Source organism: Bacteroides caecimuris (assembly GCF_001688725.2).
Lineage (GTDB): Bacteria > Bacteroidota > Bacteroidia > Bacteroidales > Bacteroidaceae > Bacteroides > Bacteroides caecimuris.
In genome coordinates this window covers 858,005-881,879 of sequence record NZ_CP015401.2, presented here as the reverse complement: position 1 = coordinate 881,879, position 23,875 = coordinate 858,005, and the positions used below count along the sequence as shown (strand labels likewise).

The following is a 23,875-nucleotide window of genomic DNA, read 5'->3' as shown; positions in this document are numbered from 1 at the left end:
TTCTTTTCAGTTAATAGAGTTAGAGTGCCGCATTTGTATATCCGGTAAGTCCTACGAAAATACCGCCGACAATACCACCCAGAATAATCACCAGCCAACGGGGAAATGCTTCTTTCAACAGTTCTCCGCGTGTTCCTTTCGGTGCGCAAAGTACATCGGACAAGATAAATCCCATTGCAATCGCCCATCCCATATCTACCCAGGGAGCACTGCCGCGATTTCCCTGATGAATCAGGCTGAATTGCATCGGAAAACCTTCAGCGTCATTCAACAGTCCGGTAGAAAAACCGAATCCGGGCAATTTATGATTGACTACCCAGAAAGTACCGATAATAAGGGCGGCTGCCATAAATCCACCTATCGGACCAAAGTCTTTTACTAATTTAGGCCAGCTCATCAGCACTGTAAAGGTGACGGCAAAAGCTCCGAAAATAGATGTGATGATTCCGGCATGATACATACCGAAAAATTCATTATAAGTCTGTAACCATTCGCTCATTGTTCTTTCCTCCTTAATTTATCTTCCGGGCACAATCGCACGAACGGATTTTCCATACTAGTATTCCTGCCAAAGCACCTCCTATCAGACAACAGATTAAGGTGGGCACTGCATAAAAGAAGTTGGTGATATCTCCCTGAAAGCGGACAATTCCCCAAGCGATTCCGGCAGAACCGATGCACCAACCCTGATCAAGCCATATTTTTCCGGAAGGATTGAGAATGGCTCCATGATAATGATTCATATACCACATAATGCCGATAATCAGCGTTGCCGCCAGCCAACCGCCCATCAGCCCGTATGTCTTCCAAAGTTCCGGCCAAATGCCAAACGCAAATCCACCACAGATAGCGGAGCCGGCAAAGGTTGATAGATATTTTTTCATTTTATTCTTTTTCTTCCAATGACAGTTTAGCCAGTGTAAAAGGCTTATCATGTTTAGTATTAACCTTGTCCGGTCCGGTCACCAAATCGAAACAAGATACAATTACTTGTCCGTTCCACACGATAGGTTCACCAGGCTGATCCAAACCTCCGTCGCTACCGTCACAATCTGGACTTTGAGCAATACGCTGAATCTTTCCGTCTTTATCAATACGTGCAACCGCATTTGCGGAGAAGTCCGCTACCCAGATATTTCCTTTATCATCTATGCACATTCCATCCGTGGTGCGTAACTGGGTGGTATCTTGTGCCCATACATCATTACTTACCACTTTACCTTCCGCATCCATTTTAATGCGATGAACGGCACCATCACCGAAGTTTCCTACAAAGAGGTCGCCCGCTTCATTGAATACGATTCCATCCAATCCGTATTGCACTTCAGGATTCTTCGTGATAACAGTGGTAATGAGATTTTTATCTTCGGATGTATTCGTAACTACCACATCACGGTCATTCATATCAAAACAATATACCCCGCTGACAAGCAATCCCGAAGGATCTTTGATTTGTGATAATGAACTTTGAGTGACATACAATTTCCCGTTGCGGATACGAAGACCGTTTGGGTGTTCCATACCGGATGCTACAGTGATTGTTTCTTTCAATTGACCGTTATCAAACTTCAAGCAAAGAACGCGTCCTTTATTCTTCGCTTTCTCGGCTCCGCTCCAACCTTGATTATCGCAAATAAACAAGTCGCCTTCTTCATTAAAAGCGATTCCCATCGGAGAAGCCCAACCGGTTTCTTCCAATACAGGAACATCGAGCCACTTTGTTATCTTGCCATCTTTAGTGATACGCATCAAGCAAGCGGGTTGTGTAATATCTGCAAAATTCGGACAAGCCAAAATCAAATCTCCATTAGGAGCAACAGCCATTCCGTCCGGTGTCGGACAACAGTCCGGTAGAGTTGCAAACAATTCACTCTTCTGTGGAAGAGAATTTTCCCCACTCTTTTGTTTCGGAGAAGTACATTGAATACAGGTTGCTCCTATCAAAGAAGCGGTCACAAGAGATAGTAAATAATACTTTTTCATGATTAGATAATACAAATGTTTATATTTATAATTTGAGTCCGTTAGTTCGGTACGCAAACATACTAGTATTTATCAGCAAAGAAGGAAAATGACAAATCAATAAAGGACAAAATTCGTTCAAAATGATGCAGAAATTGAAAATTTAGGCGATGAATAGAGAGATAAGGATCAGAATATGGAAGAATAGGAAGCAAGATATGGAGAAAATGAAAATAGAATACGGAGAGAATAAAAAAACAATCCTTTGTAAAATAACATATACGAGATGCATTTATAAGTATGTCATCATAATTAGTTTACTATGATATATACCTTATATTACAAGCAGTATCTATTTGCTTCCTATGCAATACTCTACTTTCCCCTCCATTCATAGCTAATTTAGACGAAAAAGAACATTTTCTCCCGAAAAGTTTTTGTAATATCAGAGTTAATCGTATTTTTGTGTACAATTTTGGTGTAGTGATGACAGAAGAAGAAAAAAAGTTATTGAATTCCTTTGAGACGCAGCTACGGCATTTGATCTATTTGCACGATGAGTTAAAGCGTGAAAATGCCAAGTTGAAGAAGCTTCTCGATATTGAAAAATTAAAAAATGAGAAGGTACAGGCGCAATACGATGAATTGGAAGTCAGCTATACAAACCTAAAAACAGCTACGGCAATCAGCCTTAACGGCAGCGACGTAAAAGAGACGAAGCTGCGATTGTCAAAATTAGTGCGTGAAGTCGATAAATGCATCGCTTTGTTGAATGAATAAGAAGAAGATGTATGAACGATAAAATAAAGATAAACCTGCAGATAGCAGACTCAAACTACCCATTAACCATCAACCGTGAGGAAGAACAAGTGGTACGGGAAGCTGCCAAACAGGTAAATATCAGGCTTAATAAGTATCGGGAAGTCTATAAAAACCTGGAACCCGAAAAAATTATTGCCATGGTAGCCTATCAGTTCTCGTTAGAGAAACTGCAATTGATGCAACGGAATGATACCAGCCCCTATGTGGAGAAGGTAAAAGAACTGACAGAACTGTTGGAGGATTATTTTAAGGAAGAATAAATCCAGGACCGGCTATTCGCTGATAAGAGATAAAACAACCACGCACTGCACAATATCCAAGCAAAAATAATTGCTTTGATATTTGGTGGTGCGTTTTTATTTATATACTTAAATTAAATGTAGAATGATAGCAATAATAGCAACAGCAATTGCTTGCTTCATCGTAGGAGGATTCCTTTCATATATACTATTCCGGTATGTACTGAAATCCAAATACGACAATATCCTGAAAGAAGCGGAGACGGAAGCAGAAGTAATTAAGAAAAACAAGCTGCTGGAAGTGAAGGAGAAATTCCTGAATAAGAAAGCAGACCTTGAAAAGGAGGTAGCATTGCGGAATCAGAAGATTCAGCAAGCGGAAAACAAGTTGAAGCAACGTGAAATGGTGCTTAACCAGCGTCAGGAAGAAATCCAACGTAAAAAAATGGAAGCCGAAGCGGTAAAAGAGAACCTGGAAGCGCAACTTGTGATTGTTGACAAGAAAAAAGAAGAACTCGATAAACTGCAACAGCAGGAAATTGATAAACTGGAAGCAATCTCCGGACTGTCTGCCGAAGAAGCCAAAGAACGCCTGGTAGAATCACTGAAGGAAGAAGCTAAAACGCAGGCACAATCATTCATCAATGACATTATGGATGATGCTAAATTAACTGCCAGCAAAGAAGCTAAACGTATCGTTATCCAGTCTATCCAACGGGTGGCTACAGAAACTGCCATTGAAAACTCTGTCACAGTATTCCATATCGAATCGGATGAAATCAAGGGACGTATTATCGGACGTGAAGGACGTAACATCCGCGCTTTGGAAGCTGCTACCGGCGTTGAAATCGTTGTAGACGATACTCCGGAAGCAATCGTTCTTTCTGCCTTCGACCCGGTTCGCCGTGAAATTGCCCGTCTGGCGCTGCATCAGCTTGTGACTGACGGACGTATCCATCCGGCCCGTATCGAAGAGGTGGTAGCTAAAGTACGCAAACAAGTGGAAGAAGAAATTATCGAAACGGGTAAACGTACTACCATCGACTTGGGTATCCACGGTCTGCATCCTGAATTGATCCGTATCATCGGTAAGATGAAATATCGTTCATCATACGGTCAGAACTTGTTGCAGCATGCACGCGAAACAGCTAACCTTTGTGCTGTGATGGCATCGGAACTGGGACTGAACCCGAAGAAAGCAAAACGTGCAGGTTTGCTGCATGATATAGGTAAAGTGCCCGACGAAGAACCGGAATTGCCGCACGCATTGCTGGGTATGAAACTTGCCGAGAAATACAAAGAAAAACCGGATATCTGCAACGCTATCGGTGCTCACCACGACGAAACGGAGATGACTAGTCTGCTGGCTCCTATCGTACAGGTTTGTGACGCCATCTCCGGTGCACGTCCGGGCGCACGACGCGAAATCGTAGAGGCTTATATCAAGCGTTTGAACGATCTCGAACAACTGGCAATGTCTTATCCGGGTGTAACAAAGACGTATGCTATCCAAGCAGGACGCGAACTCCGTGTTATCGTTGGTGCAGATAAGATTGACGACAAGCAGACAGAAAGCCTGTCAGGTGAAATTGCCAAGAAGATCCAAGATGAAATGACTTACCCGGGACAAGTGAAGATTACCGTAATCCGTGAAACACGTGCGGTAAGTTTCGCTAAATAACGTAATGATTCAAAAAAGAAGATTCATATAAGGGCGAAGAAATTCGCCCTTTTTTAATATCACGACTATGGGAAAGTATCAATTTGAGATTTGTACCAATTCAGTGGAAAGTTGCCTGGCTGCACAAGAAGGTGGCGCAGACCGTGTGGAGTTATGCGCCGGCATACCGGAAGGTGGAACAACGCCCTCCTATGGTGAGATTGCCATCGCAAGAGAAGTATTGACTCACACTCGCCTGCATGTTATTATCCGTCCTCGTGGAGGAGATTTCCTTTATTCGGATATCGAAATCCGGACAATGCTGAAAGATATTGAAATTGCACGAAAATTAGGGGCAGACGGAGTAGTATTCGGTTGTCTGACAGCAGAGGGTGAAGTAGACTTGCCAGCAATGCAAAAATTAATGGAAGCAGCTCAAGGGCTATCTGTGACTTTTCACCGGGCATTTGATGTATGCCGTAACCCACAGAAAGCATTAGAACAAATCATCAAACTGGGGTGCAACCGTATTCTGACTTCCGGCCAGCAACCTACAGCAGAACTGGGAATCCCTCTTTTAGAAGAGTTACAGAAACAAGCCACCGGAAGAATAATATTACTCGCCGGATGCGGAGTAAATGAAAATAATATTGCACGCATTGCCGCAGAAACCGGAATCTATGAGTTTCATTTCTCGGCACGTGAAAACATTCAAAGTGAGATGAAATTCAGAAACGAAGCTGTCTCCATGGGAGGAACAGTACACATCAATGAGTACGCACGGAATGTAACTTCCGTACGAAGAGTAAAAGAGACGATTGAAAGTCTACACAAAAGAATATAGGTAACTGCTTATCTCCACTATTTAATAAGAAATGATAATCATTCTTTTCCAAAAAAACGCATTAAGAATAAGAATTAACGATTATTGTATACCTGCTCTTGTCTATAACCCATGTACAACTTTCATCAATTGCTCACCCAAACCGATTGTATATCCTTGAGAAACAAAGACTACCCTATTAAATGTATCTGCAATGATAAACACCGGCAGAATAGAATTGTTTAAATTCATAGCCTGCACAATCTCTTTGCGGATGCTGTCATCTACATCAATACCGTAAGTGATGGTAGACGGTAGTCCTCTGAATTCGTCGGCATTAAATTTTTTGTATTGTTCTTCCGAAGGGAAAAGAAAGACCATCTTACGCCCCCATTGTTCGAAGTCATTGCCCAAAGCGGCTATATCTCTTAGTGCATGGTTGGTAGGTTCCTGCCCTACCCCAAGAACAGCTACTACAAAATAGCCACGTCCGCAGGTTTGCAGGATACTCCGCTGTTCAGTGCTGTCAACCGGACGATAGGTCGCTTCCGAATTAAAATTGCCGATCACTTGCACCTGATCTTTGCTTTCACGCATCACAAGGTCAACGGTGGTTATCTTACCGGATTCTATAGTAAAAAATGTACTGTTGGAAAGCACCGCGCCACTTGCCAACCGAGTTCCGGTCACCATCATATAATAGCCTTCATCAAGCTCTCTCCCATATTTTAATAAATTACGCCAGGTAGTTCCATCCCCCATATCCGTCTCTCCTTCGTCATAATTAAGCAACTGGAATGTGCCGTTTTTAAACTTGGAAAGAGTGAAATGCGAATAATATTTAGGATCTTCCACAGAGCGGATAGGTGTGTAAGTAGCTTGCAACATTCCCTTTCGGGACTGTGCTGCTTCTGCCGTATCGAAGTTGACATCTTCCTTTGCTAATTCTTCATTTAGAATCTGCACCTTTCCGGTCACTTCATCAATCCAGGCAGCGGACGCCCATCCCATGCTCCGGTAAGCTGCCACAAAGAATATATCACGCGACTTTTCATCAGCCACCCGTGCTTTCCATACTCCCATCGGAGAGATAGGAATCTGTTGGGAATTCAGTTCATTATTGATTTTAATCTCTTTTCTGCACCATTCTATTAATACTCTGGGATCACGTTTCATGCTATCGGGCACAGACTGGTACACTGTTTTTTCAATGGCTTCACGAAGTACCTTTTTATAAGGAGTCAACATTTCATTGGCTATACGAGGAGGGTTAAGGTACATTCTTTTAAATAAATCAGTCTCTATCTTCTCCCAATCCGAGATATTAGTCAGCAGATGATCATTCAATACATCCAGAGTTACATCACGGAGATCTTTAGCCGAAAGACTCTCTAATATCCATATAGCCCGTATTTCCTCCCATGAAACAGCGTCTTTCTCTTTTCGGATGGCTGAAAGGAAGTCTTTCAAGGTTTGGTGGTTTCCTCGCGAAGCAACCAGGAAGTTTACCAGTTTTTCTTTCTTTTCCGGTTGTAAGGTATTTCCATATAGTTTATCTATCCACTCTTTGGCCTGTTTTTCCGTCATCATTGTTGCTACATACGCATTGCGGATTGAATCTTCCTGCGCCATGCGCCGATCATTTTCCGCCCGTTGTTCGGGAGTGACTTCGGGAATATTCGCTCCTTCCACCGGAGGTACAAGATCCATTGGCAAGGAATAGGCTTCACCTTCTTTCCTATTTAAAGAGAGTTGCAATACATCATCTTTTCCAAATGAGATTTTGGCATAACCAAATTGTCCGTCACGAGATGCCCAAACCAACATATCTCCTTTACCGGCAGTCAGGCTGGCTTTCCCCTCTGCATCTGTATATTTTGTGGCTACTGTATAAAATTCCGCATAATTATATATCTTAAATTCGACTTTGGCATCTGCTACCGGTTGACCGTCGGCATCCGTCACCGTTACGATAGCTTTGGCAGTAAGGGCATAATTATCAATCACATTGATTTCTGTGTAATTGGGTGTTTCAAGCATAATCTCTTCCGGACCATTGTATCGTCCGAAAACCTTGGTATGCATCAACATTCCCCGACTAGCAGGGGAATTAAACCATCCTAGGTTCAAAACCGGTTCCGGTTCACAAGCGCCGAAGAAGTACCAATGTCCATCCGCCCATGCTTCCACCCAGGCATGATTATCATCCGTATGTGCCCAACGGGGCGTATACACTTGCCGTGCCGGAATACCGACCGCCCGGAGCGCAGCCACCGTAAAGGTAGACTCTTCACCACAACGCCCATACGCTGTTTTGACAGATGCCAATGGTGAGCTGGTACGCGCGTCACTCGGACGATAGACTACTTTCTCATGACACCAATGGTTCACCTCTAATATCGCGTCTTTCATCGGCAGTCCCTTCACCCTGTCTTTTAGTTCATCATAAAACACACGACGGGAATCATCCAAATTCTCATTATTCACCCGAATTGGCAGAACAAAATGACGGAACACTTCATCGGGAATCTCTGTGCCCCAAGGCATCTCGTCACGGGTCTGCTTCGACAGCCGGACATTCTCCAAGTAATAATCTCCCGGATAGTCCGTCACATCGCCTATCGGCATATAAGCGTAGAGAAACATCAATGCTTCGCGCTCGTAGACTGACAAAATAGAATCGGCAAAGATCGCAAATAAATCTCCATGAGGAAGTGCCTGTTTTTTCTGCTCAAAGTCTTGAGCTACTTGATTCCGGTAGGATTCTTCTTTGAGGAAGTGAGCATTGTTACAAGCAAACAACACAATCGACAAAATCAGGACGCACAAAAGATGGGTAAATGTTTTCATATAAATGTCTGATTTATTCTTATTAATAAGGTTGCTGACAGACAAAAATAGAAGAATATTTTCTGAATACCTAAATAAATACATAAAAATGTGATAGATAAGAATAATATTGTCATTGACGGAAAACTCCGGAAATTTTGTAACAGGTTCGTAATATAGACCGTGTTCGAACTCTCATAAAAAGAAAACTCAAAAGAAAAAGAAGATTTCTATGTTTTACAGCATATAATTCGAAAACAATTTGTATCTTTGCAGTGTTATTAGAGAAAACAAAAATGTAAAACCGCTCTTCAAAACGTGGAGGGCAAAAAAAGAGGAAACAAATTATGAAAAAGAATGCAAATGAAAAAATTATGATGTTACAGTACCGTATTAAACGCTATCAAGCAATGGGAAATGGTGCAATGTGCCAAACATTAAACGGTAAACTTCAAAAACTGCTATCACAGCAGGTTACCATGTAAATAAACACACTAATTATAATAAATAGAGCGAGGAACTTTCGAGTATCTTCGCTTTTTTTATACATTTGCAGAAGAAAGATTATAAAACACATTATGAAAAAGCTATTTATGTCGGTTGCGCTCCTCTTATTGGTCGTAACCTCTTTTGCACAAACACCCGGTTATGAGTTCACAACCGTTGTATCTCACCAAGCAACGCCTGTCAAAGATCAGGGTTCTACAGGAACCTGCTGGTGCTTTGCTACTGCTTCTTTCATGGAGTCGGAACTGCTCCGGATGGGAAAAGGAGAATATGATCTCTCGGAAATGTTTATCGTTCGCCAAAAGTACATGAATCAGATGGAGGACAATTATCTCCGTCGTGGTAAAGGAAGTATCGGTGAAGGAAGTTTGGCACACACTTTCAAAAACGCTTATAAGAAAGCGGGAATCGTTCCGGAAGAAGTGTACACCGGATTGCCGGGTGATAACAAAGACCACAATCACGGTGCATTGTCACGCTACCTCAAAGCATTGGTAGACGCAAATATTGAATCTAAAAAGCGTACTCCGCAATTTGATGCGCTTATTAATAATCTGTTCGATATTTATCTGGGCAAACTTCCCGAAAAATTCACTTATAAAGGAAAAGAATATACTCCTCAATCTTTCACAGAAAGTCTGGGATTGAATATGGATGATTACGTTGAGTTGACTAGTTTCACTCACAAGCCTTATTATGAGACATTCTCACCTGAAGTTCCCGACAATTGGGAAAACCAGCCGATGTATAATCTTCCGTTGGACGAACTGATCGGAGCTATCGACTATGCACTGAACAAAGGATATACTGTATGTTGGGACGGTGACGTAAGCGAACAGGGTTTCTCTTTCAAGAACGGAATCGCCATCAATCCGCAAGTGGAGGATGTGAAAGATTACTCGACTACCGACCGGGCGCGTTTTGAGAAAATGCCTAAATACGAACGTATGGACGAAGTGTTCAAGTTTGAGCATCCTTATCCGGAAATCAACGTAACACCGGAAATCCGTCAGGATGGTTACGAGAAGTTTGTGACAACTGACGACCACCTGATGCACATCACCGGTATTGTGAAAGATCAGAATGGTACTAAATATTATATCACCAAGAATTCCTGGGGAGCGGAAAGCAACAAATCCGGAGGTTATCTGAATATGTCTGAAAGCTATGTACGCGCTAAAACAATCTGCGTGATGGTACACAAAGATTCTCTGCCGAAGGAACTGAAGAAGAAACTCGGTATTCAATAAATCGCATGAAATCAGTTTCGAAGGGAGATTGACTGTTTCATACATTTATTTATTTGGAACTCTCCATTATATTCATATAACAAAAGAAATAGGGCAACGAAGTATCACTACTTCACTGCCCTATTTTTTGTTAACCTACTATATTAAATCCTTTGCTCTTTATTTCTTTTTCAATGTCACGTCGCTGATTTCTACAACGCCGCCTTTATTCTGGGAAAGAATAGCCACATAACAATCTTTCAGAATAGCAGCATCATCTTCTGTATCAGACACTTCCAAGTTAGCATTTGCTTTCTTGCTGCTAATAGCATTTACCACTTGCCCCATATCATAATAAACCACTACTTTAGTCCATTTACCGACATCTTTAATTTTAAAATTGTATTGTGCGCCCGAAGCATTTGGTTGAGCATCCGCGTCATAATCTCTACGCATGAAGAAAGTAGTATTGTACTTACCATTATCGTTCTTTTCTTCATTGGTTTGCTTGATGTATACACTGACCGGAGTTCCTGCTTCTTTAGCTTTTGCATAGAAAGTAAGAACATAGATACCTTTCTCCAAACCATCGGTAATACGTTGTCCCACGAAAGCTTTATACCAAGATATATTCTTTTCAGCACCGGAGTTATCCAATTTCATTGCATTCGGATATTTGGCATCTCCTGTTTCTTCCCAGGCAATAGTAGTTACTCCGTCGGCTTCATTATTCATGATAAACCACTCTCCTGCGGTAGCTTTGTTGGCATTAGTCACTTTAGTCTTTACTTCAGTGGCAAATTTTTCGTTTTTTATCAGGTTCTGCGCACTTACGCTTACTCCTGCTAGAACCAAAAGGCCGGCAAATAATACTTTTTTCATCTTACTGTGATTTAATTGTTTATACTTTATTTTTTCTAGCTTTAAAAATCTATTTCATCCTACTTCACTTGTTGAATAACAAATCCATATTTACCAGTCACTTTCTTTTCTTCAGTCTTTAGTGTGATGCGGTAAATCTCTTTGCCCCATACGTTAGACAGGCGCGGATCATCCAGTTTGATTGTTTCCAGTTCGGCTTTAAACTGCGACGGATAGTTCATTTCCACCTTTTGTCCCTTTACCTCGATACGGATTTTTCCGGCTGACGGGAAAGTCACATTGCCCCAAGTTAAAAAATTCATTTGATTAGAAGCAATAGCCTCATCCAACGTATAAATATCACCAATAATGAGTTTTTTATCATCAAGAGCATAAGAGCGAACCCAGCTTTTCACTTTCGCTTCTGCCGGATAAGCAGTAGCTATATCCGTAGAGAACATTCGTTTCTTCTCATTGCAAACGGTATTGGTAGCTTTATACTCCTGCCCGAATTTCTGCGGTACTCCGTTAATCATCGGCAAGTTGTGATAGTTGCTCTGCATCGTCCAAATGGTATAGCGGTCTTTACCGAACGTCTGTTTGGTATATGTACCTACACCGGCATCAATTATCACAGGAATTGTATTTACATATAAAGAGAAAGTTCCTACATCGTTGTGGTTATGGCTTTCGTTATTAAATCCGCCTTTAGCGGCAACGAACATACCGTTCTTATTCTTCATATAGCAGAATTCCGTCTCGGGATACCAGGTTACATCCGGCATATCATGTTTCGGAGTTGCTTTTGCCAGCTCATTACAGCAAAGTAGAGATTGAAGCGAACGAAAAGCATCGTTGCCCATGGTAGCATACGGTTTTCTTCCTTTCAACAGGTATGCGGCAAAATGCATCATTTCATCGCTGTTTACAGCTTTACCGAAGCGATAGATTAACAAAGGATCGCCCCCGCCTTGTGCCGATGCATCAGCAAAATTCACCACCCAGCCATTGCCTACGTATGAGCGGGACATATATTCTCCCATCCGGCGAATCATCGGTTCATTGAACAGAGACAGTTTACCGCCTGTGCCATCAGAGAGTATCTGCAAATAGTCATAGAGCTTTCCGGCGGCATGTCCCCAGTAAGAGGTTCCCTCCTCACAGGCACCATCGGATTTCACGAAGTTGATAAACTTATCGACTGACTGCATGGAGCGATAAACAGCTTTCGCCAACTTATCCTTATTATTCTCCATCAGTAAGAAACATTGCAGGGCATTAGAGTTACACCAGGGATTCCAGTTGTTGATGATTTCTCCCGGTTTCCAGTTAAAAGCCATCCACCACATTTCATCGTCGTTCATATACGGATCGAGAATACGTTCTTTGATTGCTTTACGCATTTGCAAGGATACCACAGGATTGATTTTGTCGAATGGTTTGCGGAAGAAATAGTGTACCCAGGCCATTAAAGCTCCGTATCCGCCTGAACCGAGGTCGATAATCTGTTCGCGGAAGTCGGGAAGTGAACGTTTGCTACTCTGGCGGGGCAAGTGTGCGGATAGAACCCATGAATTCATTTCACAGCTCATATATGCTCCGTTCAGTAATTGGTCGATAAAACGCCCTTTCCCTTCGGCCAGTTCGGCGAGCATCAAGGCGTTAAGTGCCTGGCGGTTGGCGTCATAAGGAACTTCCATTATTTTACGGTTACCGCTACGTTCGTATTCCAGATAAGCAGTGGCAGGTATCAGTTGCCATTTATAGTCGAGGAGTTTTTCGCCGGCTTCGATGAGGCGTTGCTTATTGGGACCCATCAAAGAATCCCAGGCGGCACGATCTGTATAAGCAGGATAAGGCACCCATGCTTGTTTCATTACCAACACGTTTTTCAACGTAGTTTCGTCTGCCGCTTTTTGCAGCATATTGCGTTCGGTGTAAGCGTTTGCCTTGAAAGAAAAACTTCCCAAAGCTGCTAGTAAAAGAACACAAAATAAATGTTTCATTCGATTCATGGTATTTTCATTCATTTAAGTATTGCAAAGATAACGTATCTGATAAAAAATGAGGTGAGTAAATCATACGAACCTGATGACAAAAAAGTACATACTTCAAAAATAGTACTCTTAATGTTATATTTCTTCCCCTTCGCCTTCAATCCCAATCACTAAATTCAAAACTCAACTGTTCCCAAACACCGTGTTGTTCATCGGCTTCCTCTTTTGGATTAGAGACGGAAAGACCGATGAGCCGGATTGGATGTTGCTCAAATTCGACACTTTTAAGCAATTCTTTTGCTAGTGGAAGTACCCGGTCTAAGGTGGTGAGTTCCTGCGATTGAGTAAGGCTTCGGGTTATCTGGCTAAAATCATGAAACTTGATTTTCAGAGTAAGCGTGTTGCCTTTGAAGTCTTTTCGCTGAAGACGTTCAATCAGCTCTACTGCTACATGGTATAGTTCGATAATGACCGATGAACGGGCTGAAATATCACGTTCCAATGTACGTTCGCAGCCAATGGATTTACGGATACGAATTGCTTCGACAGGGCGTTCGTCAATTCCTCGTGAACACTCATAATACAGTGCGCCGGCTTTTCCGAAATGTGCTGTCAGCATTTCAAGAGAACATTTTCGTAGTTGAAGTCCATTGTGAATGCCAAGCAGATGCATCTTCTTTGCAGTCACCGGACCTACTCCCCAAAAAGATTCGATAGGAAGACGGGCTATAAAATCAAGGGCTTGTTCCGGATGAATGGTACATAAGCCATCCGGTTTACGATAGTCCGAAGCTATTTTAGCCAGAAACTTATTATAAGAAACTCCGGCAGATGCAACAAGGTTGAGCTGTTCCCGAATCTTCTGCTTTATTTCCTTTGCTATATCCACAGCCAGGGAAATATTTTTTTTATTTTCTGTGACATCCAGAAAAGCTTCATCCAGAGACAGAGGTTCGATGATATCCGTATATTCGTGGAAAATCTCATGTATCTGACAGGAAACGGATTTATAAACATCCATCCTGCCAGGTACAAAAATGAGTTGGGGACAAAGACGTTTCGCCTTTTGCGAAGCCATGGCAGAACGAACACCGTAACGCCGGGCTTCATAGCTGGCAGCAGCCACAACTCCCCTCTCTTCAGCATGACCTACCGCCAAAGGTTTGCCACGAAGTTCAGGATTATCACGCTGTTCTACAGAGGCATAGAAGGCATCCATGTCGATATGTATAATTTTTCTCTGCGTCATTGTTTAGAATTAGCAGAGCAAACTTACTATAAATTCCCGAATAAATCCTACTTATCGGTTCAAGAAATAATATGCTTATGATTTTTATAGATATAAGTCAAAAAACATTCAATATCTTATCAAAGATAGTTCTTAATAATACTATATTTGCATATCGTCTATTCAAAATATAGAGGTAGTTAATTAGTTTGTGCCACCATACAACTCTTTAAGATTATGAAAAACACATTATTTTGCTTATTTATCTTTTGCAGTGTTTCCACATTCGCTCAAAATGGAATCACTTTTAAGGTTGAAAAGCTTTCAAAGCCTGAAGAATTACTTCATCTACACTCCCCGAATGAAATTTACGAAAGTCTTATATTATCAGATATGGATATAGAGCCTTATGAGATAAAAGAGAAGAATATCAAGGTTCCTTATCATATCATTGCAAAGAGCGAATCTCCCGACAGTCTCGTTTCTTTTGGCCCTAATTCTTTTTTCAATGGTATATATCAAGCTTATGCGGATCACAGACCATTTGTATTGTCCCCGGAATTGTAAGAGAAGAAAAAAGCTGGAAGGTAGGAATTGTCTCCCTGATGAGAGAAAGAAAAGACTTTGAAGCCCTCATTCATGCAATAGGCTTTGAGATAAAACATGCACAAGTGCAATTGATTGTTGCAGCCAATGCACAAATGCTGTTCCACTATTGGAAATTGGGGAACTTCATTCGATACCACCAAAAAAGATTAGGTTGGGGCGGAAAAGTCAACACCCCGCTTTACATTATTAGAATGCAAAGCGGGGTGCAAATCTCATAAAACACTAAAAATCAGCATTTATTGTGGACCTGGAGGGAATCGAACCCTCGTCCAAACGAGGAAATCATAAGCTTTCTACATGCTTATCTTTGCCTAATTTTTCGTGCAGGAACAGAACCAAAGCCATCAATTCCTACCTTATCCTCTAAAGTTTCATCAAAAGCGCGAGGCCACCTTTGACTATCCCCGATGTAACTGCACCACTGAACCGGAATGCTTCGGAGCAACAGCTTCCGAGTGATGTCTCGTCCTGGCACCTAGTGCCTGGATTAAGCTAATCTACTATACTTCGATTAAGCAGCAAGAGCGTAATTAGTTTCGCCAGATAAAATTTTGATAACTGAGATTTAAGTGGAAATTACCGACCCACTGCATGCTTACCTACCATTTCTGCCCGCTGTCAAATCCAGTCAAGCCCAAATTTTTATTCGTACAGAATAGCGATTGTTTTAGAACTCTTTTCCAAGAGTGCAAAGATAGGAAATATTTTCTAATTAACGAGAAAACGTTAGCAAATATTATATCAAAGCGTTATCTTTACGAAGCTATTTTATATTTAATTACTTCTTACTCTGAGCAACCCAGCTATCAGGAGTATGCGTTCTCACAACGATTTTACTCCCGTTCTTGGTACACTTGATACATTCTTTCCGCAATGTTCTCTCTTTAAAGTCAAAAATGAGATTCGGATTAAAATGTTGCCCGTTAATACGGGTTTCGAAGTGTACATGTTCGGTAGTGGCACGACCAGTACGTCCTGTCAGCCCGATAGCTTGTCCGGCTTTTACGACATCACCAGCTTTAACCAGATTCTTGAAATTGTGGCTATAAAGCGTTTCCAATCCGTTGGCGTGGCGGATTACAACGATATTTCCATAGGCATAATAGGGTTTCGACATACGCACCACTCCATCAAAAGCAGCACGAATCGTATCTTTTGCACAGGTCTTAATGTCTGTTCCCGAATGTCCTCCGCGAGTTCCATAGGCAGAGATTACTTTTCCTCCGGGTAATGGGAAAGCATATTCGTGATCTTTCAGAGAATCCAAATGCAGATAGATATGATTGCCTTTAGCAAATAATCCGGGAGTAGCTACCCGTACATCAGCCATTTCGCGGGCAGAGAAGGAGGATTTATCCTGCCCGTCGGCAGTCAGTGGCAATAATAATAAAACTGTCAGTAAGATAAGTATGTTTTTCATGTCTTTTTTCTTAGAGCACTCATTCTAATTATTCGAAGCATACGATTTCGCCTCCATCCGATTCTGTATAGTTTCTTAATAAGGTTTGTATCATTTCAGCCGCTTCTTGCAAACCTTCTTTTCCGTTATAACCGTTGACTATGGCTAGGATATGAGTGGTTCCGAGATCCATTTTCGTACGTTCATGATCGCTTGTCGGGGTTCCAATTCCGCCAAAAGAATCACGATATACAGGTAATCCTTCAATATTCAATACACCGCGTCCGATACCTTCAAACGGTTCTCCTGCTTTGCCGATACCGAGTTCAAGATGCGTACCTTGTATTTTGTCCGCGTCAAAACCACCGATCGAATGTCCCGTGCGAAGAGACACAAGGTTGATAAGGTCTACCAACGTATCAATCTGATATAACGGGATTCCACGCATCAGGCGGCGGCGTAGAGCTTCGGCTGACGGGCGATAACGTCCGGGATCTTTGCCACAACGCTTATAAGCCTCACGGGTAGCAAAGATAACAGGTTGATGTTTGATGTCTTCCATCTGTGTAGTGGAAGTCAGTTGCCCGGCAAAAGCGTTGATTTCCTGCCAAAGCCCTTCGTTGTAAGCAGTATTCTTCACCGCAGCATACACGGCGGCTCCGGCAAAAACCGGGCATGCGTCTTTTATTTCTTTAGATACTTTTATTTCAAACATAACTTATCATAAACCAATCATCAGCGTCCTGCGATTACGGACACTAATTATTACTTTCTAATCATTATTCCCGACAATATACGACCGGAATCTATTCCCAGTCTACGTGCGGAGAAGAATTCATCATGATGAATATAGGTACAGATTCCAGCCACTTCTATCTGCTCTGCAGGCACTCCGCGATTCAGTAATTCAATCCGGTTGGCTTCCCACAAATCAATATGATATTTGCCTGTCTCCTTCTTCTTCATAGAAATAAGAGACATATCGAAGCCGCTTTCTTCAAAAGCATCATACACTTCATCGCCTACTTCAAATGATTCGAGCGAAATGCTCGGCCCGATGCAAGCTATTACATTTTCGCCTTACGTCCCGAACTTTTGAGTCATGTGGTCCATCACATGACTGACAATATGCTTCACCGTTCCCTTCCATCCGGCATGAACGGCAGCCACAACGTGTTGTTTTTTGTCGTACAGCAATACAGGAACACAATCCGCTGTCGTGACACAAACGCAATATCCCGGCACATTCGTTATCAAAGCATCCATTCCTCGCAGAAGTAGCCGTCTCCTTTCCAATGATTCTTTAAAAAATGATTCATTGATAATCAGACTGGCGCAACCATGACTCTGTTCAGGAATAAATAATTCCTTTATCTGATGATTCATGCACTGAAACAACCAGTCCTGATTGCGATTGACGTTCACACATGAGTCGTTGGTATAAGGCGAACAGTTGAAAGAGCCGTAAGCTCCGGTGCTTATACCTCCGTGACGTGTAGTTACGAAATGAGCTACTTCGGGATATGCATCTAATGACTTATATCCCTTCAACTCGTTATGTTTTGTAAGAGAAATCATTCTTCTTCCCAATCTTCTTCGTATTCATAATCGATATCATCGTCACCATCTTCCTCATATTCATAAACGATGTCTTCATCTTCGCCCATGTCTTTGAGTTCCTGTTGTAGGCGGGTCACGTCTTTCGGACGGTGAACGATAGCTTCTATCTTATTGCTTTCCTTGTTCAGCTCTTCCCAAAGGATGTCTTTCAATACCGAGATGCCCAAACCGGAAACAGAAGATATGAATACGTGTGGTATGCCTTCGGGCAGTGTAGGTTCAATCTCGTCCATCAATTCCTGGTCGAGCATATCGCTCTTGGTGATGGCCAACACACGTTGCTTGTCCAACATTTCAGGATTGAAGGTACGCAGTTCGTTCAGCAAGACTTCGTATTCTTTACGAATGTCGTCGCTGTCTGCCGGAACCATAAACAGCAGTAATGAATTACGTTCGATATGACGCAAGAAACGCAGTCCCAAACCTTTTCCCTGACTGGCTCCTTCGATAATACCCGGTATGTCCGCCATCACAAAGGATTTTCCATCGTGATAGGAAACGATGCCCAAGTTGGGTTCGAGCGTAGTAAACGGGTAATCGGCAATTTTCGGTTTGGCAGCCGAAATGGAAGAAAGCAGAGTTGACTTTCCCGCATTCGGGAAACCTACCAGACCGACATCGGCAAGCAGTTTCAGCTCCATGATAACGGTCATTTCCTGCATCGGCTCTCCCGGCTGCGCAAAACGCGGAGCCTGGCGGGTTGCCGTCTTGAAATGCCAGTTACCCAGACCGCCGCGACCGCCTTTGAGTAAAATCACTTCCTGTCCGTCTTCTGTTACGTCACAAAGATACTCCCCTGTCTCGGCATTATAAACTACTGTTCCGCAGGGTACTTCTATTATTTTATCCGCACCGTCTTTTCCGAAACTACGTCCTTTGCTCCCCGATTCACCATGACCGGCCATTGCGTGACGGTCATACTTCAAGTGCAGCAATGTCCAGTAATTACGGTTACCGCGCAAGATGATATGACCTCCTCTGCCACCATCGCCCCCGTCGGGACCTCCGTTAGGACAATATTTCTCGCGCCTCATGTGCGTAGAGCCTCTTCCGCCCTTACCCGAGCGACAGTATATCTTTACGTAATCAACAAAATTCGATTCAGCCATATTTTTTTAAGAGTTAAAGTAGTCAGTAGTCAGAGCTGTTAATTAGCACACTCCGGCTACTGACTTATTTATTTATAATATTGTATTATTACAATTTATCTACTGCTTCGCAGATTTCAGCGAAGATACCTTCCATAGTACCCAAGCCGTTGATGTGTTGGTATTTCTTTTCGTTCTTGTACCAGTCGATCAGTGGAGCAGTCTGCGAATGATATACGTGCAGACGTTTTTTGATTGTTTCTTCGTTATCATCAGCACGACCGGAATCCTTGCCACGTTTAATAAGACGTACCATCAGTTCTTCTTCGGGAACTTCCAAGTCAAGCATTATAGAAACGTCCTGTCCTCTCTCTGCCAACATTTTCTTTAATGCTTCTGCCTGTGCAATTGTTCTTGGGAAACCGTCGAAAATTACCCCTTTGCTATCTTTGAAGCTGTCGAATACGCTTGCCAGAATATCAATCATTAATTCATCAGGAATCAATTGGCCTTGGTCGATGTAACCTTTAGCTGTTTTACCCAGTTCTGTGCCATTCTTGATTTCAGCACGCAATACATCTCCTGTCGAGATGTGATTGATTCCATACTTTTCTACGATACGTTCGCTCTGTGTTCCTTTTCCTGAACCCGGAGCACCGAAAATTACGATGTTCAACATTTTGTTATTTACAATTTAACGATTTACTATTTACCATTTAAACTGGTACCTATTTAACATTAATCTACTACTGTATAAATATCGGGGTAATTACGTCCGAAACCATCATAATCCAGTCCGTAACCTACGATAAAGTCGTTCGGGATTTCCATCGCGACATATTCAATGTTGAGGTTTACCTTGAGCTTTTCAGGTTTCACCAACAGAGAAGCGATATGGATAGCTTCGGGATTGCGTGTACCTAATGTTTCGAGCAGTCGCTGCATCGTCAGTCCTGTGTCTACGATATCTTCTACGATTACAATGGTACGTCCGGCAATGTCTTCATTCAGGCCGATTACCTCTTTAATCACTCCGGTGGAAGTGATGCCCTGATAAGACGCCAACTTCACAAATGAGATTTCACAAGGGATGGTGATGTGCTTCAGTAAATCAGCAGTAAACATGAACGAACCGTTCAACACACTAAGAAAAAGCGGATTCTTACCTGCCAAATCGCGGTTAATTTCGTTCGCTACGCGAATCACTTCTTTCTGAATATCTTGTTCCTTAATAGAAACGGTAAACAATTTGTCTTTTATCTGAATGGTATCCATAACCGGTAATTTAAAAATAACCTTGCAAAAATACGATTTTTTATTCTACCTCGTGCATCATCTTCTGTAATTTCTTTGAGAGAAGGTACAGAAAAAGTAGATTAGATGCTTCCCCAAAAAAAGAAAGTTCTTATCAAACAGCATAAATCCTGATGATCCACTACATTGTTTTTTCATTTTCATTTCTCATAGTGTAGTGTGCCGGAAGCGGGCATTGAATAAATAGAATCATGCATTCCTTTTGCTTGCTTCCATACACAGTGGCTTAGTCCCACATATTATGGGAAAAGATTCCCTACTACTTGGGAAAGTATTCCCTAGTGCTTGGGAAAATATTCCCTCATTTTGTGGGAAAGTTTTCTCTTAATACGCGGGAATACTTTCCCACAATATATGGGACAATCGGAACTAAGGAGCATCTTCAAGCAAGAAGCCGTTATTTTATCCAATTTGACTATGAGAAATACCCTGAAACACTATGAGAATAAGGTGGATTTTGAGCTAAAATAGGAGAAAACTTATGAGAAACACCGTTTTGGAAAAGTGTTTCTCATAAGATATCTATTTGATTATCTTCCATTTATCTAAAAACTATGAGAATATGAGAAATGCAATGAAGAAATCTTTCGCAGGAAAGCCTGAGAAATAAATGCCTGTAAAGATGGTTTTCTTCCCACAACAAACGGGAAAAGTCAGAAGAATCATGTACATTTGTAATCCGAAAACTAAAAGAACATCGCAATGAAAATATTTCCAAGCAGCAGTATCAAGAAATTGGACGCTTATACCATTGAGAACGAACCTATTGCATCAATCGATCTGATGGAACGTGCAGCAACCGCATTAACAAAAGCCATCACAGACAGATGGAATACGGAAACGCCGGTCACTATCTTTGCCGGACCGGGGAATAATGGCGGAGACGCACTCGCCGTAGCCCGCATGATGGCTGAAAAAGGATATAAAATCGAAGTATTTCTCTTCAACACGAAAGGAGAACTTTCACCCGACTGCCAGACCAATAAAGAACTGGTAGAAATGATGGAAGAAATAAAATTCCACGAAATCAGCACTCAATTCGTACCTCCCGCCCTGACGCCCGACCATCTGGTAATCGACGGATTATTCGGTTCAGGTCTGAACAAACCGTTGAGCGGAGGATTCGCTGCCGTAGTGAAATACATCAATTCCTCTCCTGCCATGGTAGTAGCCATCGACATCCCTTCCGGACTGATGGGAGAAGAAAATACATTCAACGTAAAAGCTAATATTATCCGTGCCGATGTGACTTTCAGTCTGCAACTGCCGAAGCTCGCCTTTCTTTTCGCAGAGAACACGGAATTTGTCGGAGAATGGGAAGTGCTGGACATCCAATTGAGCGAAGACGGCATTGAAGAGATGGAAACGAACTACGAAATGTTGGAAATAGAGGAAATCCGTTCACTCATCAAGCCACGCAAACAGTTTGCCCACAAAGGAAACTTCGGCCATGCACTATTGATTGCCGGTTCAAAAGGAATGGCAGGAGCCTCTGTTCTCGCTGCCCGCGCCTGCCTCCGTTCGGGAGTAGGGTTGCTGACTGTTCATGCACCCATGTGCAACAACGACATCTTGCAGACCTCCATACCCGAAGCAATCGTAGAAACCGACATCAACGAAACCTGTTTTGCCGTACCGACCGACACGGACGACTATCAAGCAGTCGGCATCGGTCCGGGACTGGGACGAAACGAGGAAACGGAAGCTGCCTTGTTGGAGCAACTGGAACATTGCCAGACTCCTGTTGTAGTGGATGCCGACGCTCTTAATATCCTCGCCAACCACCGCCATGCCCTTACCCACCTGCCGAAGGGTTCCATCCTCACCCCGCATCCGAAAGAACTGGAACGTCTGACCGGCAAATGCCAAGACTCTTACGAACGTCTGATGAAGGCTTGCGAACTGGCGCGTACCGCCCATGTCCACATTATCTTAAAAGGAGCCTACTCCGCCATCATCACTCCCGAAGGTAAATGTTTCTTCAACCCGACCGGAAATCCGGGAATGGCAACCGGAGGTAGCGGTGACGTACTGACCGGAGTAATCTTGGCGCTGCTCGCCCAAGGTTATCCCACCGAAGAAGCCGCTAAAATCGGCACGTACATTCACGGATTGGCGGGCGATGTCGCTCAAAAGAAACAAGGAATGATTGGACTGATAGCCAGCGATATTATCACCTGTCTGCCGACAGCCTGGCGACTTGTAAGCGAATAAAAGTTAAGAACTTCCCCTTTTTTCAATAACTTCATTAACTTTGTTTTCAAAACCAGTTAAAAAAGAACCGAATATGAAAAAGTTGATTATAGCAGCAGGACTACTTATGACAACGTCCGCCTATGCGCAAACCGAAGTACTGACGGGAGTTACCCAGGGAAAAGACTATGGAGTGGTTTACAGTCTTCCCAAAACCCTAATAGAACTTGAAATAAAAGCTAACAAAGTCAACTATACTCCCGGAGAATTCAGCAAATATGCTGATCGTTACCTGCGACTGACTAACGTCTCCGCCAACTCTGAAGAGTATTGGGAACTGGCTAGCGTAAAAGTGAAATCCGTAGGTGTGCCCAACAGCGAAACTACGTATTTCGTAAAATTGAAGGATAAGACAGTAGCACCGCTCATGGAACTGACAGAGGATGGCATTGTGAAAACGATCAATGTTCCTTACAGCAACAGCAGTGCAGGCAAAAAAACTGCTCCCGCTCCCGCAGTCCTCCAAAAGAAAGCAAATCCTCGCGAATTCCTGACCGAAGAGATTCTAATGGCCAGCTCTACCGCTAAGATGGCCGAGCTGGTGGCTAAAGAGATCTATAACATCCGCGAAAGCAAAAATGCCTTATTGCGCGGACAGGCTGACAATATGCCTTCAGACGGAGCACAGCTTAAAATTATGCTCGACAACCTGAATGCACAGGAAGAAGCCATGACACAAATGTTCTCCGGCACCTGCAACAAAGAAGAGAGAACATTCACCGTCCGCCTTACTCCTGACAAGGAATTCAACAATGAAGTTGCCTTCCGCTTCTCGAAGAAGTTAGGTGTAGTTGCCAACCATGATTTGGCAGGAACTCCGTTTTATATCAGTCTGAAAGACCTGAAATCGGTCAAGATACCACAGGAAGACGGTAAGAAGAAGAAAGATTTGGATGGAATCGCCTACAACGTGCCCGGACAAGCTCTGGTTACACTGACCGATGGTAAAAAGAAACTTTACGAAGGTGAGCTTCCTATTACTCAATTCGGTGTGATAGAATATCTGGCTCCGGTTTTGTTCAACAAGAATTCTACCATCAAAGTTTATTTTGATCCGAATACGGGAGGATTGCTCAAAGTGGACAGAGAAGAAGGGAAATAGAAAAACGAGGAACTAAACTTCTAAAAAACAAAGAATATGGGTGGTGAAGGATATATGCTCGACATGATACGTCGGCTTAGTGAAGGACGGGAAGCTTCCCGCCTACGTCGTGAACGTGCTAACGATAAGTTGAAGCATCTAAACCGCACCAACGAACCTTATCCATTACCCAACACCACTCCCGAAGAAATGGAACGTATCATCCACGACTCGGAGAAAAAGAAAGAGAAAGACAGCAATTATTTTGTTTGGGGAACGCTTATTATCATGGGGGTCCTGATAGCAATTGCCGTCATACTTTGGGCTGTATTTATCAAATAAATGATAATTCCT

The 23,875-nt window shown here is 42.6% G+C and carries 22 protein-coding genes, 1 other RNA gene and 2 pseudogenes; 11 read left to right on the top strand and 14 right to left on the bottom strand.

Annotation, left to right across the window (positions count from 1 at the left end; all coding sequences use genetic code 11):
- Positions 1–19 precede the first annotated feature (19 nt).
- Genes A4V03_RS03360 through A4V03_RS03350 form a run of 3 tightly spaced genes read right to left on the bottom strand, consistent with a single transcriptional unit; the run spans position 20 to position 1,983 of the window.
- Positions 20–499 carry a Lin0368 family putative glycerol transporter subunit gene (locus tag A4V03_RS03360; protein ID WP_065537968.1) on the bottom strand — a complete coding sequence of 160 codons (480 nt, stop codon included), beginning with the start codon at positions 497–499 and terminating at the stop codon, positions 20–22.
- A 13-nt stretch (positions 500–512) separates the two neighbouring features.
- Positions 513–884 carry a Lin0368 family putative glycerol transporter subunit gene (locus A4V03_RS03355; protein ID WP_065537967.1) on the bottom strand — a complete coding sequence of 124 codons (372 nt, stop codon included), beginning with the start codon at positions 882–884 and terminating at the stop codon, positions 513–515.
- Position 885: 1 nt separating this feature from the next.
- Positions 886–1,983 (bottom strand): SMP-30/gluconolactonase/LRE family protein, encoded by a 1,098-nt coding sequence (locus A4V03_RS03350; protein WP_065537966.1) that lies wholly within the window; start codon positions 1,981–1,983, stop codon positions 886–888.
- 465 nt (positions 1,984–2,448) lie between these two features.
- On the opposite strand from A4V03_RS03350, the gene A4V03_RS03340 reads away from it, so the two are divergent.
- The 4 genes from A4V03_RS03340 to A4V03_RS03325 all read left to right on the top strand — a co-directional run bounded on the left by A4V03_RS03340 (position 2,449) and on the right by A4V03_RS03325 (position 5,527).
- Entirely contained in the window at positions 2,449–2,742 is a 294-nt protein-coding gene (locus A4V03_RS03340; RefSeq protein WP_065537965.1) for a hypothetical protein, read from the top strand.
- Between the two features lie 11 nt (positions 2,743–2,753).
- Positions 2,754–3,044, top strand: coding sequence for a cell division protein ZapA (locus tag A4V03_RS03335; RefSeq protein ID WP_065537964.1), 291 nt, complete (start codon positions 2,754–2,756; stop codon positions 3,042–3,044).
- Between the two features lie 124 nt (positions 3,045–3,168).
- Complete coding sequence (rny, locus tag A4V03_RS03330; RefSeq protein WP_065537963.1) at positions 3,169–4,704, top strand: ribonuclease Y; 1,536 nt, start codon at positions 3,169–3,171, stop codon at positions 4,702–4,704.
- A gap of 67 nt (positions 4,705–4,771) precedes the next feature.
- A complete protein-coding gene (locus A4V03_RS03325; protein ID WP_065537962.1) occupies positions 4,772–5,527 on the top strand; it encodes a copper homeostasis protein CutC in 756 nt (251 codons plus the stop codon).
- 102 nt (positions 5,528–5,629) lie between these two features.
- Here A4V03_RS03325 and A4V03_RS03320 read toward each other — a convergent pair whose 3' ends face one another.
- On the bottom strand, positions 5,630–8,356 hold the full coding sequence (locus tag A4V03_RS03320; RefSeq protein WP_065540263.1) for a transglutaminase-like domain-containing protein: 2,727 nt from the start codon (positions 8,354–8,356) through the stop codon (positions 5,630–5,632).
- A gap of 326 nt (positions 8,357–8,682) precedes the next feature.
- Between A4V03_RS03320 and A4V03_RS20950 the strand changes: the two genes are divergently transcribed.
- Together A4V03_RS20950 and A4V03_RS03315 are read left to right on the top strand one after the other, a co-directional pair.
- Positions 8,683–8,820, top strand: coding sequence for a hypothetical protein (locus tag A4V03_RS20950; RefSeq protein ID WP_167371336.1), 138 nt, complete (start codon positions 8,683–8,685; stop codon positions 8,818–8,820).
- Between the two features lie 93 nt (positions 8,821–8,913).
- Complete coding sequence (locus A4V03_RS03315) at positions 8,914–10,092, top strand: C1 family peptidase (RefSeq protein WP_065537961.1); 1,179 nt, start codon at positions 8,914–8,916, stop codon at positions 10,090–10,092.
- Positions 10,093–10,251: 159 nt separating this feature from the next.
- On the opposite strand, the gene A4V03_RS03310 is transcribed toward A4V03_RS03315, so the two are convergent.
- The 3 genes from A4V03_RS03310 to dinB form a co-directional block, all read right to left on the bottom strand.
- On the bottom strand, positions 10,252–10,953 hold the full coding sequence (locus A4V03_RS03310) for a DUF4627 domain-containing protein (protein WP_065537960.1): 702 nt from the start codon (positions 10,951–10,953) through the stop codon (positions 10,252–10,254).
- Between the two features lie 59 nt (positions 10,954–11,012).
- Positions 11,013–12,947, bottom strand: coding sequence for a heparinase II/III domain-containing protein (locus A4V03_RS03305; protein ID WP_065540262.1), 1,935 nt, complete (start codon positions 12,945–12,947; stop codon positions 11,013–11,015).
- Between the two features lie 139 nt (positions 12,948–13,086).
- The gene (gene dinB, locus A4V03_RS03300) at positions 13,087–14,178 is read right to left on the bottom strand and encodes a DNA polymerase IV (protein WP_065537959.1); all 1,092 of its coding nucleotides are present in this window, start codon (positions 14,176–14,178) and stop codon (positions 13,087–13,089) included.
- A 216-nt stretch (positions 14,179–14,394) separates the two neighbouring features.
- On the opposite strand from dinB, the pseudogene A4V03_RS03295 reads away from it, so the two are divergent.
- Together A4V03_RS03295 and A4V03_RS03290 are read left to right on the top strand one after the other, a co-directional pair.
- Positions 14,395–14,721, top strand: a pseudogene (locus A4V03_RS03295) (DUF4419 domain-containing protein); the annotation flags it as partial.
- Between the two features lie 41 nt (positions 14,722–14,762).
- On the top strand, positions 14,763–14,984 hold the full coding sequence (locus tag A4V03_RS03290) for a hypothetical protein (protein WP_065537957.1): 222 nt from the start codon (positions 14,763–14,765) through the stop codon (positions 14,982–14,984).
- A 21-nt stretch (positions 14,985–15,005) separates the two neighbouring features.
- On the opposite strand, the gene ssrA is transcribed toward A4V03_RS03290, so the two are convergent.
- From ssrA to hpt, 7 genes and pseudogenes are all read right to left on the bottom strand, one after another.
- Positions 15,006–15,402: a transfer-messenger RNA gene (gene ssrA, locus A4V03_RS03285) on the bottom strand.
- Positions 15,403–15,544: 142 nt separating this feature from the next.
- Positions 15,545–16,186 (bottom strand): M23 family metallopeptidase, encoded by a 642-nt coding sequence (locus tag A4V03_RS03280; RefSeq protein ID WP_065537956.1) that lies wholly within the window; start codon positions 16,184–16,186, stop codon positions 15,545–15,547.
- A 28-nt stretch (positions 16,187–16,214) separates the two neighbouring features.
- The gene (locus A4V03_RS03275) at positions 16,215–16,880 is read right to left on the bottom strand and encodes a B3/B4 domain-containing protein (protein WP_065537955.1); all 666 of its coding nucleotides are present in this window, start codon (positions 16,878–16,880) and stop codon (positions 16,215–16,217) included.
- Between the two features lie 50 nt (positions 16,881–16,930).
- Positions 16,931–17,743, bottom strand: a pseudogene (gene pgeF, locus A4V03_RS03270) (peptidoglycan editing factor PgeF).
- Complete coding sequence (gene obgE, locus A4V03_RS03265) at positions 17,740–18,894, bottom strand: GTPase ObgE (RefSeq protein ID WP_065537954.1); 1,155 nt, start codon at positions 18,892–18,894, stop codon at positions 17,740–17,742. The pseudogene pgeF and the gene obgE overlap by 4 nt, the downstream one beginning before the upstream one ends.
- Before the next feature lie 88 nt (positions 18,895–18,982).
- The gene (locus tag A4V03_RS03260) at positions 18,983–19,552 is read right to left on the bottom strand and encodes an adenylate kinase (protein ID WP_065537953.1); all 570 of its coding nucleotides are present in this window, start codon (positions 19,550–19,552) and stop codon (positions 18,983–18,985) included.
- Between the two features lie 59 nt (positions 19,553–19,611).
- Positions 19,612–20,148 carry a hypoxanthine phosphoribosyltransferase gene (gene hpt, locus A4V03_RS03255; RefSeq protein ID WP_024986256.1) on the bottom strand — a complete coding sequence of 179 codons (537 nt, stop codon included), beginning with the start codon at positions 20,146–20,148 and terminating at the stop codon, positions 19,612–19,614.
- Between the two features lie 741 nt (positions 20,149–20,889).
- Between hpt and A4V03_RS03250 the strand changes: the two genes are divergently transcribed.
- The 3 genes from A4V03_RS03250 (at position 20,890) to A4V03_RS03240 (ending at position 23,863) form a co-directional block, all read left to right on the top strand.
- Positions 20,890–22,401, top strand: coding sequence for a bifunctional ADP-dependent NAD(P)H-hydrate dehydratase/NAD(P)H-hydrate epimerase (locus A4V03_RS03250; RefSeq protein WP_065537952.1), 1,512 nt, complete (start codon positions 20,890–20,892; stop codon positions 22,399–22,401).
- Between the two features lie 73 nt (positions 22,402–22,474).
- Complete coding sequence (locus tag A4V03_RS03245; protein ID WP_065537951.1) at positions 22,475–23,542, top strand: DUF4831 family protein; 1,068 nt, start codon at positions 22,475–22,477, stop codon at positions 23,540–23,542.
- A 36-nt stretch (positions 23,543–23,578) separates the two neighbouring features.
- Complete coding sequence (locus A4V03_RS03240; RefSeq protein WP_065537950.1) at positions 23,579–23,863, top strand: hypothetical protein; 285 nt, start codon at positions 23,579–23,581, stop codon at positions 23,861–23,863.
- The last annotated feature ends 12 nt before the right edge of the window (positions 23,864–23,875 follow it).

Coding starts and splice junctions, on each gene's coding strand:
- A4V03_RS03360 (WP_065537968.1), bottom strand. CDS start 499: ATGAGCGAATGGTTACAGACTTATAATGAATTTTTCGGTATGTATCAT.
- A4V03_RS03355 (WP_065537967.1), bottom strand. CDS start 884: ATGAAAAAATATCTATCAACCTTTGCCGGCTCCGCTATCTGTGGTGGA.
- A4V03_RS03350 (WP_065537966.1), bottom strand. CDS start 1,983: ATGAAAAAGTATTATTTACTATCTCTTGTGACCGCTTCTTTGATAGGA.
- A4V03_RS03340 (WP_065537965.1), top strand. CDS start 2,449: ATGACAGAAGAAGAAAAAAAGTTATTGAATTCCTTTGAGACGCAGCTA.
- A4V03_RS03335 (WP_065537964.1), top strand. CDS start 2,754: ATGAACGATAAAATAAAGATAAACCTGCAGATAGCAGACTCAAACTAC.
- rny (WP_065537963.1), top strand. CDS start 3,169: ATGATAGCAATAATAGCAACAGCAATTGCTTGCTTCATCGTAGGAGGA.
- A4V03_RS03325 (WP_065537962.1), top strand. CDS start 4,772: ATGGGAAAGTATCAATTTGAGATTTGTACCAATTCAGTGGAAAGTTGC.
- A4V03_RS03320 (WP_065540263.1), bottom strand. CDS start 8,356: ATGAAAACATTTACCCATCTTTTGTGCGTCCTGATTTTGTCGATTGTG.
- A4V03_RS20950 (WP_167371336.1), top strand. CDS start 8,683: ATGAAAAAGAATGCAAATGAAAAAATTATGATGTTACAGTACCGTATT.
- A4V03_RS03315 (WP_065537961.1), top strand. CDS start 8,914: ATGAAAAAGCTATTTATGTCGGTTGCGCTCCTCTTATTGGTCGTAACC.
- A4V03_RS03310 (WP_065537960.1), bottom strand. CDS start 10,953: ATGAAAAAAGTATTATTTGCCGGCCTTTTGGTTCTAGCAGGAGTAAGC.
- A4V03_RS03305 (WP_065540262.1), bottom strand. CDS start 12,947: ATGAATCGAATGAAACATTTATTTTGTGTTCTTTTACTAGCAGCTTTG.
- dinB (WP_065537959.1), bottom strand. CDS start 14,178: ATGACGCAGAGAAAAATTATACATATCGACATGGATGCCTTCTATGCC.
- A4V03_RS03290 (WP_065537957.1), top strand. CDS start 14,763: ATGAGAGAAAGAAAAGACTTTGAAGCCCTCATTCATGCAATAGGCTTT.
- A4V03_RS03280 (WP_065537956.1), bottom strand. CDS start 16,186: ATGAAAAACATACTTATCTTACTGACAGTTTTATTATTATTGCCACTG.
- A4V03_RS03275 (WP_065537955.1), bottom strand. CDS start 16,880: ATGTTTGAAATAAAAGTATCTAAAGAAATAAAAGACGCATGCCCGGTT.
- obgE (WP_065537954.1), bottom strand. CDS start 18,894: ATGGCTGAATCGAATTTTGTTGATTACGTAAAGATATACTGTCGCTCG.
- A4V03_RS03260 (WP_065537953.1), bottom strand. CDS start 19,552: ATGTTGAACATCGTAATTTTCGGTGCTCCGGGTTCAGGAAAAGGAACA.
- hpt (WP_024986256.1), bottom strand. CDS start 20,148: ATGGATACCATTCAGATAAAAGACAAATTGTTTACCGTTTCTATTAAG.
- A4V03_RS03250 (WP_065537952.1), top strand. CDS start 20,890: ATGAAAATATTTCCAAGCAGCAGTATCAAGAAATTGGACGCTTATACC.
- A4V03_RS03245 (WP_065537951.1), top strand. CDS start 22,475: ATGAAAAAGTTGATTATAGCAGCAGGACTACTTATGACAACGTCCGCC.
- A4V03_RS03240 (WP_065537950.1), top strand. CDS start 23,579: ATGGGTGGTGAAGGATATATGCTCGACATGATACGTCGGCTTAGTGAA.